At 65.9% G+C, this 13,411-nt stretch carries 7 protein-coding genes; all 7 read left to right on the top strand.

The features are described from left to right. Positions 1-97 precede the first annotated feature (97 nt). The 7 genes from rpoB (at position 98) to rpsJ (ending at position 13,411) form a co-directional block, all read left to right on the top strand. The gene (rpoB, locus tag DDZ18_RS12390; RefSeq protein WP_109253717.1) at positions 98-4,177 is read left to right on the top strand and encodes a DNA-directed RNA polymerase subunit beta; all 4,080 of its coding nucleotides are present in this window, start codon (positions 98-100) and stop codon (positions 4,175-4,177) included. An 84-nt stretch (positions 4,178-4,261) separates the two neighbouring features. Further along, complete coding sequence (gene rpoC / locus DDZ18_RS12385; protein ID WP_109253716.1) at positions 4,262-8,479, top strand: DNA-directed RNA polymerase subunit beta'; 4,218 nt, start codon at positions 4,262-4,264, stop codon at positions 8,477-8,479. A gap of 333 nt (positions 8,480-8,812) precedes the next feature. Further along, the gene (gene rpsL, locus DDZ18_RS12380) at positions 8,813-9,184 is read left to right on the top strand and encodes a 30S ribosomal protein S12 (protein WP_109253715.1); all 372 of its coding nucleotides are present in this window, start codon (positions 8,813-8,815) and stop codon (positions 9,182-9,184) included. Positions 9,185-9,195: 11 nt separating this feature from the next. Further along, positions 9,196-9,666, top strand: a complete 471-nt coding sequence (gene rpsG / locus DDZ18_RS12375) for a 30S ribosomal protein S7 (protein WP_109253714.1) — start codon at positions 9,196-9,198, stop codon at positions 9,664-9,666. 31 nt (positions 9,667-9,697) lie between these two features. Beyond that, entirely contained in the window at positions 9,698-11,773 is a 2,076-nt protein-coding gene (gene fusA, locus DDZ18_RS12370) for an elongation factor G (RefSeq protein ID WP_109253713.1), read from the top strand. Between the two features lie 52 nt (positions 11,774-11,825). Continuing rightward, a complete protein-coding gene (gene tuf, locus DDZ18_RS12365) occupies positions 11,826-13,001 on the top strand; it encodes an elongation factor Tu (protein ID WP_109253712.1) in 1,176 nt (391 codons plus the stop codon). 95 nt (positions 13,002-13,096) lie between these two features. Then, positions 13,097-13,411 carry a 30S ribosomal protein S10 gene (gene rpsJ, locus DDZ18_RS12360; RefSeq protein ID WP_109253711.1) on the top strand — a complete coding sequence of 105 codons (315 nt, stop codon included), beginning with the start codon at positions 13,097-13,099 and terminating at the stop codon, positions 13,409-13,411.

Here is a 13,411-nt window from a genome sequence, read left to right as displayed (position 1 = left end):
GGCGCCCGGCGCGGGTCGGGTTTTCTACTGGAATGAGCGGGGGCGCGCATCGCCCCGTCTGACGGCGCAAGGCTGAGAGCCTGCAAAGGGAGCGGAAATGGGTCTGTCGTTCACCGGCAAGAAGCGCATTCGCAAATCGTTCGGCCGCATTCCCGAAGCGGTCGACATGCCGAACCTCATCGAGGTTCAGAAGCATTCCTACGACCAGTTCCTGATGAAGGACATGACGCACGCCGACCGCCCCGAAGAGGGCATGCAGGCGGTGTTCAAGTCCGTCTTTCCGGTCAAGGATTTCTCCGAGCGCGCCGTGCTCGAGTTCGTGTCCTACGAATTCGAGCCGCCCAAGTATGACGTCGACGAGTGCATCCAGCGCGATCTTACCTACGCCGCGCCGCTCAAGGTGAAGATGCGCCTGATCGTGTTCGACGTGGACGAGGAGACGGGCGCCCGGTCGGTCAAGGACATCAAGGAGCAGGACGTCTACATGGGCGACATCCCGCTCATGACGGACAAGGGCACCTTCATCATCAACGGCACCGAGCGCGTCATCGTCTCGCAGATGCACCGCTCGCCGGGCGTGTTCTTCGACCACGACAAGGGCAAGACCCACGCTTCGGGCAAGTATCTCTTCGCCGCGCGGATCATTCCCTATCGCGGCTCGTGGCTCGATTTCGAGTTCGACGCCAAGGACATCGTCCATGTCCGCATCGACCGGCGCCGCAAGCTGCCGGCGACGACGCTGCTCTACGCGCTCGGCCTGGACAAGGAGGAGATCCTCTCCACCTTCCACGACCGCGTCACCTACGAGCGCACCAAGAAGGGCTGGACGGTCCCCTACGTCAAGGAGCGCTGGCGCGGCGTGAAGCCCGCGCGCGACCTGGTCGACGCCAAGTCGGGCGACGTCATCGCGCCGGCGGGCAAGAAGCTGTCGGCGCGCGCCGCCAACAAGATCGCCGACGACGGCGTTAAGAAGCTGCTGGTCGCCGATGACGACCTCGTCGGCCGCTACGCCGCGGAGGACCTGGTCAATCTCGAGACCGGCGAGATCTACGCCGAGGCGGGCGACGAGCTGACCGAGGAGGTCCTCCAGACGCTCCAGGACGCCGGCGTGAAGTCGATCGACGTGCTCGACATCGACGACATCAATGTCGGCGGCTACATGCGATCGACGCTGGCCGCGGACAAGAACGAGAACCGCGACCAGGCGCTCGTCGACATCTACCGGGTGATGCGCCCGGGCGAGCCGCCGACGCCGGAGACGGCCGAAGCGTTGTTCCAGGGGCTGTTCTTCGATCCCGAACGCTACGACCTGTCGCCGGTCGGCCGGGTGAAGATGAACATGCGCCTCGACATCGAGTGCCCCGACGACGTGCGCGTCCTGCGCAAGGAGGACATCGTCGAGGTGCTGCGCGTTCTCGTCGGCTTGCGCGACGGCAAGGGCGAGATCGACGACATCGACAATCTCGGCAATCGCCGGGTGCGTTCGGTCGGCGAGCTGATGGAGAACCAGTACCGCATCGGCCTGCTGCGCATGGAGCGCGCGATCAAGGAGCGCATGAGCTCGGTCGATATCGAGACCGTCATGCCCCACGACCTGGTCAACGCCAAGCCGGCGGCGGCCTCGGTGCGCGAATTCTTCGGCTCCTCGCAGCTGTCCCAGTTCATGGACCAGACGAACCCGCTTTCCGAGGTCACCCACAAGCGTCGCCTCTCGGCGCTCGGCCCGGGCGGTCTGACGCGCGAGCGCGCCGGCTTCGAGGTGCGCGACGTGCACCCGACTCATTACGGCCGGATCTGCCCGATCGAGACGCCGGAAGGTCCGAACATCGGCCTGATCAACTCGCTGTCGACCTATGCGCGGGTCAACAAGTACGGCTTCATCGAGAGCCCCTACCGCAAGGTCGAGAAGGGCAAGCTGACCAACCAGGTCGACTATCTCTCGGCGATGCAGGAGGCGAAGTACTCGATCGCCCAGGCCAACGCCTCGGTGACCGCCAAGGGCGAGCTGGAGAACGAGTTCGTCAACTGCCGCGTCGGCCCCAATCGCGACGCCACCCTCGTGCCGCGCGAGGACGTCGACTATATCGACGTCTCGCCGAAGCAGGTGGTCTCGGTCGCCGCCGCGCTCATTCCCTTCCTGGAGAATGACGACGCCAACCGCGCCCTCATGGGCTCGAACATGCAGCGCCAGGCGGTGCCGCTGCTGCGCGCCGAGGCGCCGCTCGTGGGCACCGGCATGGAGTCCGTTGTCGCGCGCGATTCCGGTGCGGCGATCGCCGCGCGTCGGGACGGCGTGGTCGAGCAGGTCGACGCCATGCGCATCGTGGTCCGCGCGACGGGCGACATCGGCGCCGCGGAATCCGGCGTCGACATCTACACGCTGTCGAAGTTCCAGCGGTCGAACCAGTCGAGCTGCATCAACCAGCGCCCGATCGTGAAGGTCGGCGACCAGGTCAAGGCCGGCGACATCATCGCCGACGGTCCCTCGACCGATCTCGGCGAGCTGGCGCTGGGCCGCAACGTGCTCGTCGCCTTCATGCCGTGGAACGGCTACAACTTCGAGGACTCCATCCTCATCTCCGAGCGCATCGTGCGCGATGACGTCTTCACCTCGATCCATATCGAGGAGTTCGAGGTCATGGCGCGCGACACCAAGCTCGGCCCGGAGGAGATCACCCGCGACATCCCCAATGTCGGCGAGGAGGCCCTGCGCAATCTCGACGAGGCGGGGATCGTGGCGATCGGCGCCGAGGTCGAGGCCGGCGACATCCTGGTCGGCAAGGTGACCCCGAAGGGCGAGAGCCCGATGACGCCGGAGGAGAAGCTCCTGCGCGCGATCTTCGGCGAGAAGGCCTCCGACGTGCGCGACACGTCCCTGCGCCTGCCGCCGGGCGCCTCGGGCACGATCGTGGAAGTGCGCGTCTTCAACCGCCACGGCGTGGACAAGGACGAGCGCGCCATCGCCATCGAGCGCGAGGAGATCGAGCGCCTCGGCAAGGACCGCGACGACGAGCTCGCCATTCTCGAGCGCGACATCTTCTCCCGTCTCCAGGACATCCTGGTCGGCAAGAAGGCCGTCTCCGGACCGAAGGGCTTCAAGAAGGGCCAGGTGAGCGAGGAGTCGCTCGCCGACGCGCCGCGGAGCCAGTGGTGGAAGATCGGCCTCGACGACGAGCAGGCGATGGCCGAGGTCGAGGCGCTGAAGAAGCAGTACGACGAGTCCAAGGCGCGGCTCGACAGCCGCTTCGAGGACAAGGTCGAGAAGCTGCAGCGCGGCGACGAGATGCCGCCGGGCGTGATGAAGATGGTCAAGGTCTTCGTCGCGGTGAAGCGCAAGCTTCAGCCCGGCGACAAGATGGCCGGCCGTCACGGCAACAAGGGCGTCATCTCCAAGATCGCGCCGATCGAGGACATGCCCTTCACCGACGACGGCACCCCGGTCGACGTCGTGCTCAACCCGCTGGGCGTGCCCTCGCGGATGAATGTCGGCCAGATCCTCGAGACCCATCTGGGCTGGGCCTGCAAGGGCCTCGGTCGCCAGATCGGCGAGGCCTACGAGGCCTACAAGCGCGACGGCAAGGTCAAGGCGCTCAAGGGCGTGATCGAGGAGGCCTACGGCGACAAGCAGGAGCTGCCGTCCTCGGGCGAGGAGGTCTCCGAGCTCGCGCGCAACCTGTCGAACGGCGTGCCGATCGCGACGCCGGTGTTCGACGGCGCCCGCGAGCCGGACGTCGTCGAGATGCTCAAGCGCGCCGGGCTCGACGAGAGCGGGCAGGTGACGCTGTATGACGGCCAGACCGGCGACGCGTTCCGTCGTCCGGTGACCGTCGGCATCAAGCACCTGCTGAAGCTGCACCACCTCGTGGACGACAAGATCCACGCCCGCTCGATCGGCCCGTACTCGCTGGTCACCCAGCAGCCGCTGGGCGGCAAGGCGCAGTTCGGCGGTCAGCGCTTCGGCGAGATGGAGGTCTGGGCGCTGGAAGCCTACGGCGCGGCCTACACCCTCCAGGAAATGCTGACGGTGAAGTCCGACGACGTCGCCGGCCGCACCAAGGTCTACGAGGCCATCGTGCGCGGCGACGACACCTTCGAGGCGGGCATCCCCGAGAGCTTCAACGTGCTCGTCAAGGAGATGCGCTCGCTCGGACTGAACGTCGAGCTGGTGAACGAATAAGGGCCGTAAGGCGCTGAACACTTCTAAGGCGGCGGGGCCGATGCCCCTCGCGCTCCGCCGCCGCCACCGTCAAGGAGACGGACCATGAACCAAGAGGTCATGAACATCTTCAACCCGGCCGCCGAAGGCCCGACCTTCGACCGGATCCGGATCTCGCTGGCCAGCCCGGAGAAGATTCTCTCCTGGTCCTACGGCGAAGTGAAGAAGCCCGAGACGATCAACTACCGGACCTTCAAGCCGGAGCGCGACGGCCTGTTCTGCGCGCGCATCTTCGGTCCGGTGAAGGACTATGAGTGCCTGTGCGGCAAGTACAAGCGCATCAAGTACAAGGGCATCGTCTGCGAGAAGTGCGGCGTCGAAGTCACCCTGGCGCGGGTGCGCCGCGAGCGCATGGGCCATATCGAGCTGGCCGCGCCGGTCGCCCACATCTGGTTCCTCAAGTCGCTGCCCTCGCGCATCGCGCTGATGCTCGACATGCCGCTCAAGGAAGTCGAGCGGGTGCTCTACTTCGAGGCCTACATCGTCACCGAGCCGGGCCTCACCCCGCTGCAGCCCAACCAGCTGCTGACGGAGGAGGAGTACTACGAGGCGATCGACGAGTACGGCGAGGACGCCTTCACCGCGGGCATCGGCGCCGAGGCGATCCGCGAGATCCTCATGGGCATCGATCTCGAAAAGGAGGTCGAGCGCATTCGCGAGGACATGACCGAGACCGGCTCGGAGCTGAAGCTCAAGAAGTACGCCAAGCGCCTGAAGCTGATCGAATCCTTCCTGGTCTCGAAGAACAAGCCGGAATGGATGATCATGACCGTGGTGCCGGTCATCCCGCCGGAGCTGCGCCCGCTGGTGCCGCTCGACGGCGGCCGGTTCGCCACGTCGGATCTCAACGACCTCTATCGCCGCGTCATCAACCGGAACAACCGCCTCAAGCGGCTGATCGAGCTGCGCGCGCCCGACATCATCATCCGCAACGAGAAGCGGATGCTGCAGGAGGCCGTCGACGCCCTGTTCGACAACGGCCGCCGCGGCCGCGTCATCACCGGCGCCAATAAGCGTCCGCTGAAGTCGCTCTCCGACATGCTCAAGGGCAAGCAGGGCCGCTTCCGCCAGAATCTGCTCGGCAAGCGCGTCGACTATTCCGGTCGCTCGGTCATCGTGGTCGGCCCGGAGCTGAAGCTGCAGGAATGCGGCCTGCCCAAGAAGATGGCGCTCGAGCTGTTCAAGCCGTTCATCTACGCCCGGCTCGACGCCAAGGGGCTGTCGGGCACGGTCAAACAGTCGAAGAAGATGGTCGAGAAGGAGCGTCCCGAGGTCTGGGACGTGCTCGACGAGGTGATCCGCGAGCACCCGGTCCTGCTCAACCGGGCGCCGACGCTGCACCGTCTCGGCATCCAGGCCTTCGAACCCAAGCTCATCGAGGGCAAGGCGATCCAGCTCCACCCGCTGGTCTGCGCGGCGTTCAACGCCGACTTCGACGGCGACCAGATGGCCGTGCACGTCCCGCTGAGCCTGGAGGCGCAGCTCGAGGCGCGCGTGCTGATGATGTCGACGAACAACATCCTCAGCCCGGCCAACGGCAAGCCGATCATCGTGCCGTCGCAGGACATCGTGCTGGGGCTCTACTATCTCTCGATCGCCAAGGACGGCGAGCCGGGCGAGGGCAAGATCTTCGCGACCATGGCCGAGATCGAGGCCGCGCTGGAATCCGGCGATGTCACGCTGCACACCAGGATCAAGGCGCGCTACGACGCCGCCGATCCCGACGGCACCGTCCGCGCGCGCGTCATCGAGACGACGCCGGGCCGGATGAAGATTCTCGAGCACATGCCCAAGCATCCCGAGCTCGGGCCGCACCTGCTCGAGGACCTTCTGACCAAGAAGGCGATCGGGTCGATGATCGATCAGGTCTATCGCCACACCGGCCAGAAGGCGACGGTGATCTTCTGCGACAAGATCATGGGACTCGGCTTCCGCGAGGCGGCCCGGGCGGGCATCTCGTTCGGCAAGGACGACATGCTCATTCCCGACGCCAAGCACGATCTCGTCGGCGAGACCCGCGCGCTCGTCGCAGATTACGAGCAGCAGTATGTCGACGGTCTGATCACCAAGGGCGAGAAGTACAACAAGGTGGTCGACGCCTGGGCGAAGTGCACCGACAAGGTCGCCGACGCCATGATGGACGAGATCTCCAAGCCCCAGGCGGGCGAGGACGGCCGGGAAGGCGAGGTGAACTCGATCTACATGATGGCCCACTCCGGCGCCCGGGGTTCGAAGAACCAGATGAAGCAGCTCGCCGGCATGCGCGGCCTGATGGCCCGTCCGGACGGCTCGATCATCGAGACGCCAATCATCTCGAACTTCAAGGAAGGCCTCACCGTGCTCGAGTACTTCAACTCGACGCACGGCGCGCGTAAGGGCCTGGCCGACACGGCGCTCAAGACCGCGAACTCGGGGTATCTCACCCGCCGCCTGGTCGACGTCGCCCAGGACTGCATCGTCACCGAGGACGATTGCGGCACCTCGGACGGCATCGAGCTCTCCGCGGTGATCGAGGGCGGCGAGGTCGTCGCGTCCCTGTCTTCGCGCATTCTCGGCCGCACGACCGCCGAGGAGGTCAAGGAGCCCGAGAGCGGCGAACTCATCGCGCCCGTCGACGCCTATCTCGACGAGGATCTGTGCGCCGCGATCGAAAAGGCCGGCGTGGTGTCGGTGAAGGTGCGCTCGCCGCTGACGTGCGAGACGCGAACCGGTGTCTGCGCGACCTGCTACGGCCGCGACCTGGCCCGCGGAACGCGGGTCAATATCGGCGAAGCCGTCGGCGTCATCGCCGCCCAGTCGATCGGCGAGCCGGGCACCCAGCTGACGATGCGGACCTTCCACATCGGCGGCACCGCCCAGGTCTCCGAGCAGTCCTTCATCGAGACCACGCATGAAGGCAAGATCGCGTTCACGGACCGCTCCACGGTGAAGAACTCCGAGGGCGCGTTCATCGTGATGAGCCGCAACATGCAGGTCGCGGTCGTCGATTCCGACGGCAAGGAGCGCGAGAGCTACAAGCTGCCCTACGGCGCCAAGCTGCGCGTCGACGAGGGCGCCAAGGTCAAGCGCGGCGAACGCATCGTCGAGTGGGACCCCTACACCATGCCGATCGTCACCGAGGTCGGCGGCAAGGTGAAGTTCGTCGACGTCACCGAGGGCGTGTCGGTCAAGGAAGAGACCGACGAGGCCACCGGCATCTCCTCGAAGGTGGTTATCGACTGGCGCGGCGCGTCGACGAAGTCGAGCTCGATCCAGCCCGCCGTGATCGTCACCGACGACAAGGGCGAGCCGGTCAAGCTGCCTAACGGAGCGCCGGCCAACTACATGCTGTCGGTGGGCGCGATTCTCTCGATCGCCGACGGCGACGAGGTCCAGCCAGGCGACATCATCGCGCGGATCCCGACCGAGGGCGCCAAGACCCGCGACATCACCGGCGGTCTGCCGCGGGTGGCGGAGCTGTTCGAGGCGCGCCGGCCCAAGGATCACGCGATCATCGCCGAGATCACCGGCCGCGTGGAGTTCGGGCGCGACTACAAGAACAAGCGCCGGATCGCCATCGTGCCGGAAGAGGAGGGCGCCGAGCCCGCCGAATACCTCGTGCCGAAGGGCAAGCACCTCACCGTGCAGGAAGGCGACGTCATCCAGCGCGGCGAATACCTGCTCGACGGCAATCCCGCGCCGCACGACATTCTGAGGATTCTCGGGGTGGAGGCGCTCGCCGACTACCTGATCAACGAGATCCAGGAGGTCTACCGGCTGCAGGGCGTGCCGATCAACGACAAGCACATCGAGGTCATCGTCCGGCAGATGCTCCAGAAGGTCGAGATCATGCAGCCCGGCGATTCGGGCTATCTCGCCGCTGAACAGATCGACAAGATCGAGTATCTCGAGACGAACGAGCGCCTCGAAGCCGAGAAGAAGAAGCCGGCGGTCGGCGAGCCCGTCCTGCTGGGCATCACCAAGGCGTCGCTGCAGACGCGCTCCTTCATCTCCGCGGCTTCGTTCCAGGAGACGACCCGCGTCCTCACCGAGGCGGCCGTCCAGGGCAAGACGGACACGCTCGAGGGCCTCAAGGAGAACGTCATCGTCGGCCGGCTCATTCCGGCGGGCACCGGCGGGCTCATGCGCGAATACCAGGCGGTCGCCGACGAACGCGACCGCGAGCGCATCGCCGCCCAGAAGGAGGCCGCCGAGGCTGGCGCCGAGGCGCTGCCCGCCGAGATCGAGGAGGCCGCCGAGGAGGAGAAGCACGCCGACGGGTGAGTCGTCGCGCGGCCGCTTCGGCCCTGATCGGGAAAGCCCGCGGACGCCGGTCCGCGGGCTTTTCTTTCCTGCAGGGGCAGGCGAGGCGCGCGCCTGCATATTTCCCGTCATGGCGCGCTTGACTGGAACCGGCGGTGCGAATAGGTTCCGCGCTCGTTTTCGGGGGTGAGCCGTAATCCGCTCGCGGATTAGACGTCGCCCGGAACACTGGAAAAAGACTTGGACACCGTCCGGATGCGCCGGCGCTCGGCTGACGCTTTCCGGACGGGTTTTACGCGTCATCCCGCCAGAGCGGGTGACGTGGACGCTGGATCAGGAACGGACGAGAGCCGGATGCCGACAGTCAATCAGCTCATCCGCAAGCCGCGGAAAGACAAGCCGAAGCGCAACAAGGTGCCGGCCCTGCAGGCCTGCCCGCAGCGTCGCGGCGTGTGCACGCGCGTCTACACGACCACGCCGAAGAAGCCGAACTCGGCGCTTCGAAAGGTCGCCAAGGTGCGCCTGACCAATGGCTACGAAGTGGTGAGCTATATCCCGGGCGAAGGTCACAACCTTCAGGAACACTCGGTCGTTCTCATCCGCGGCGGCCGCGTGAAGGACCTTCCCGGCGTCCGCTATCACATCCTTCGCGGCGTGCTGGACACCCAGGGCGTCAAGGACCGCAAGCAGCGCCGTTCGAAGTACGGCGCCAAGCGTCCGAAGTAGGAGAGGCTCGCATGTCCCGTCGTCACCGCGCAGAAAAACGCGAGATCTTCCCGGACCCGAAGTTCGGCGATCGCGACCTCACGAAGTTCATGAACTACATGATGCGCGCCGGTAAGAAGTCCGCCGCCGAGCGGATCGTCTACGGCGCGCTCGACATCGTCGAGGACAAGGCCAAGCGCGAGCCCGTGCGCGTCTTCCACGAAGCGCTCGACAATGTCGCGCCCGAGATCGAGGTGCGTTCCCGCCGCGTCGGCGGCGCCACCTACCAGGTGCCCGTCGAGGTGCGTCCCGAGCGCCGCAAGGCGCTGGCGATCCGCTGGCTCGCCGCCGCGGCGCGCGCCCGCAACGAGCACACCATGCGCGAGCGGCTGGCTGCGGAGCTGCTCGACGCCTCCTCCAACCGCGGGTCGGCTGTGAAGAAGCGGGAAGACACCCACCGCATGGCCGAAGCCAACCGCGCCTTCTCCCATTACCGCTGGTAACCGCACGCCCGACCCGACGAGGACCCTCCCCATGGCCCGCGACTACAAAATCGAGGATTACCGCAACTTCGGCATCATGGCGCACATCGACGCCGGGAAGACGACGACGACCGAGCGGATCCTCTATTACACCGGACGTTCCCACAAGATTGGCGAAGTCCATGACGGCGCGGCCACCATGGACTGGATGGAGCAGGAGCAAGAGCGCGGCATCACGATCACGTCGGCCGCGACGACCTGCTTCTGGCGCGAGAAGCGTCTGAACATCATCGACACGCCCGGCCACGTGGACTTCACGATCGAGGTCGAGCGTTCGCTGCGCGTCCTCGACGGGGCGGTGTGCGCCCTTGACGCCAACGCCGGCGTCGAGCCTCAGACCGAAACGGTCTGGCGGCAGGCCGACAAGTACAAGGTTCCGCGGATCGTGTTCATCAACAAGATGGACAAGCTCGGCGCCGACTTCTTCAACTGCGTGAAGATGATCGAGGACCGCCTCGGCGCGCGTCCGCTCGTCGCCCAGCTGCCGATCGGCTCGGAGAGCGACTTCAAGGGCGTCGTCGATCTGGTGAAGATGAAGGCGATCATCTGGGAGGAAGAGGGCCTCGGCGCGGCGTTCCACGAAGAGGACATTCCCGCCGACCTCGCCGACCAGGCCGCGGAGTATCGCGAGAAGCTGGTCGAGACCGCCGTCGAGCAGGACGAGGCCGCGATGGAGGCCTATCTCGAGGGCGAGGAGCCGTCGGAAGACACGCTGCGCGAGCTGATCCGCAAGGGCACGATCCATCTGGACTTCGTGCCGGTGCTGTGCGGCACGGCGTTCAAGAACAAGGGCGTTCAGCCGCTGCTCGACGCCGTCGTCGACTATCTGCCTTCGCCGGTGGACGTGCTGAACATCCAGGGCGTCGACGCCAAGACCGGCGAGCCGATCGAGCGCAAGTCGTCGGACTCGAGCCCGCTCGCCCTGCTGGCGTTCAAGGTGATGAACGACCCGTTCGTGGGTTCGCTCACCTTCTGCCGCATCTATTCGGGCGTGCTCACCCAGGGCTCCTCGGTGCTCAACACCGTCAAGGACAAGAAGGAGCGCGTCGGCCGCATGCTGCTGATGCACTCCAACTCGCGCGAGGACATCAAGGAGGCCTACGCCGGCGACATCGTCGCCATCGCGGGTCTGAAGGACACCACGACCGGCGACACGCTGTGCGATCCGTCCAGCCCGGTCATCCTCGAGCGCATGGAATTCCCCGATCCGGTCATCGAGATCGCGATCGAGCCGAAGTCGAAGGCCGACCAAGAAAAGCTCGGCCAGGCGCTACAGCGTCTCGCCGCCGAGGACCCGTCCTTCCGCGTGTCGACCGACGAGGAGTCGGGTCAGACGATCATCGCGGGCATGGGCGAGCTTCACCTCGACATCCTGGTCGATCGCATGAAGCGCGAGTTCAAGGTCGAGGCGAATATCGGTCAGCCGCAGGTCGCCTATCGCGAGACGATCGGTCAGGCCTACGAGATCGATTACACGCACAAGAAGCAGACCGGCGGTTCGGGCCAGTTCGCGCGCGTGAAGATCAATTTCGAGCCGCTCGAGCCGGGCGAAGGCTTCGAGTTCGAGTCGAAGATCGTCGGCGGCAACGTGCCCAAGGAATACATCCCGGGCGTCGAAAAGGGCATCGACTCGGTGCGCGAGAACGGCCTGATGGCCGGCTTCCCGCTGATCGATTTCAAGGCGACGCTCGTCGACGGCGCCTATCACGACGTCGACTCCTCCGTGCTGGCCTTCGAGATCGCCTCGCGGGCGGCCATGAAGGAAGCCAAGCCGAACCTCAAGCTGAAGCTGCTCGAGCCGGTGATGAAGGTCGAGGTCGTCACGCCGGACGAGTACACCGGCACGGTCATCGGCGACCTGAACTCGCGGCGCGGCCAGATCCGCGACCAGGAGATGCGCGGCAACGCGACCGTCGTGAACGCGATGGTGCCGCTCGCCAACATGTTCGGTTACGTCAACACGCTGCGTTCGGCGACTCAGGGCCGGGCCCAGTACACCATGCAGTTCGATCACTACGAGCCGGTGCCGCAGGCGGTGGCCGATGAAGTGATCGCGAAAATCGCCTGAGAATGAAGGCCAGCATCGTCAGCGCTGCCAGAGACGAGAGTGAGTAGAGACCATGTCCAAGGAAAAGTTTGAGCGTACGAAGCCGCACGCGAACATCGGCACGGTGGGTCATGTCGACCATGGCAAGACGACGCTGACGGCTGCGATCACGAAGTATTTCGGCGATTTCCGCGCCTATGAGCAGATCGACGGCGCGCCGGAGGAGAAGGCGCGCGGGATCACGATCTCGACGGCGCACGTGGAGTACGAGACGGAGAACCGTCACTACGCCCACGTCGACTGCCCGGGCCACGCCGACTACGTGAAGAACATGATCACCGGGGCGGCCCAGATGGACGGGGCGATCCTGGTGGTTTCGGCCGCCGACGGTCCGATGCCGCAGACGCGCGAGCATATCCTGCTGGCCCGCCAGGTGGGCGTGCCCGCGCTGGTCGTGTTTCTGAACAAGGTCGACCAGGTCGACGATCCCGAGCTTCTCGAGCTCGTCGAGATGGAGGTGCGCGAGCTTCTGTCCTCGTACGACTTCCCGGGCGACGACATTCCGATCGTCGCGGGCTCGGCGCTTGCGGCGATGGAGGGACGCGATCCCGAGATCGGCGAGGAGAAGATCAAGGAGCTGATGGCGGCGGTCGACGACTACATCCCGACACCTGAGCGTCCGAAGGACCAGGACTTCCTGATGCCGATCGAGGACGTGTTCTCGATCTCGGGCCGGGGCACGGTGGTGACCGGCCGGGTCGAGCGCGGCGTGGTGAAGGTCGGCGACGAGATCGAGATCGTGGGCATCCGCGACACGGTCAAGACGACGTGCACGGGCGTGGAGATGTTCCGCAAGCTGCTCGACCAGGGCGAGGCGGGCGACAATGTCGGCGTTCTGCTTCGCGGCGTCGAGCGCGACGGCGTGGAGCGCGGCCAGGTTCTGGCCAAGCCGGGCTCGATCACGCCGCACAAGAAGTTCGAGTGCGAGGCCTATATCCTGACCAAGGAGGAGGGCGGCCGTCACACGCCGTTCTTCACCAACTACCGGCCGCAATTCTACTTCCGCACCACCGACGTGACCGGCGTGGTCACGCTGAAGTCGGGCACCGAGATGGTGATGCCCGGCGACAATGTGGAGCTGGAGGTCGAGCTGATCACGCCGATCGCGATGGAGGAGAAGCTCCGCTTCGCCATCCGCGAGGGCGGACGCACCGTCGGCGCCGGCGTCGTCTCGAAAATCATCGAGTAGGCGCAGGGGCTGAAGTTCGCATCGGGGCGGCGCGCCCATGAACACCGCGTCGCCCCGCTCTGCGTTTTGAGAGACTGGAACACGGGACCGGACCGATGGCGCAACAGAATATCCGCATCCGCCTGAAGGCGTTCGACCACCGCGTGCTGGACAACTCCGCACGCGAGATCGTCTCCACGGCGAAGCGCACCGGCGCAAACGTGCGCGGGCCGATCCCGCTGCCCACGCGCATCGAGAAGTTCACGGTGCTGCGGTCTCCGCACATCGACAAGAAGGCCCGCGAGCAGTTCGAGATCCGCACGCACAAGCGGATGCTCGACATCGTGGACCCCACGCCGCAGACGGTCGACGCGCTGATGAAGCTCGACCTGTCGGCCGGCGTGGACGTTGAAATCAAGCTGGGAGCGTGA

Origin of the sequence: Marinicauda salina (assembly GCF_003122085.1) — a bacterium.
Taxonomy (GTDB): Bacteria; Pseudomonadota; Alphaproteobacteria; order Caulobacterales; family Maricaulaceae; genus Maricicauda_A; species Maricicauda_A salina.
This window is presented reverse-complemented; position numbering and strand designations above follow the sequence as displayed.

Bases quoted from the DNA above. Each gene is read 5' to 3' on its own strand.
- rpoB (WP_109253717.1), top strand. From the start codon at position 98: ATGGGTCTGTCGTTCACCGGCAAGAAGCGCATTCGCAAATCGTTCGGC.
- rpoC (WP_109253716.1), top strand. From the start codon at position 4,262: ATGAACCAAGAGGTCATGAACATCTTCAACCCGGCCGCCGAAGGCCCG.
- rpsL (WP_109253715.1), top strand. From the start codon at position 8,813: ATGCCGACAGTCAATCAGCTCATCCGCAAGCCGCGGAAAGACAAGCCG.
- rpsG (WP_109253714.1), top strand. From the start codon at position 9,196: ATGTCCCGTCGTCACCGCGCAGAAAAACGCGAGATCTTCCCGGACCCG.
- fusA (WP_109253713.1), top strand. From the start codon at position 9,698: ATGGCCCGCGACTACAAAATCGAGGATTACCGCAACTTCGGCATCATG.
- tuf (WP_109253712.1), top strand. From the start codon at position 11,826: ATGTCCAAGGAAAAGTTTGAGCGTACGAAGCCGCACGCGAACATCGGC.
- rpsJ (WP_109253711.1), top strand. From the start codon at position 13,097: ATGGCGCAACAGAATATCCGCATCCGCCTGAAGGCGTTCGACCACCGC.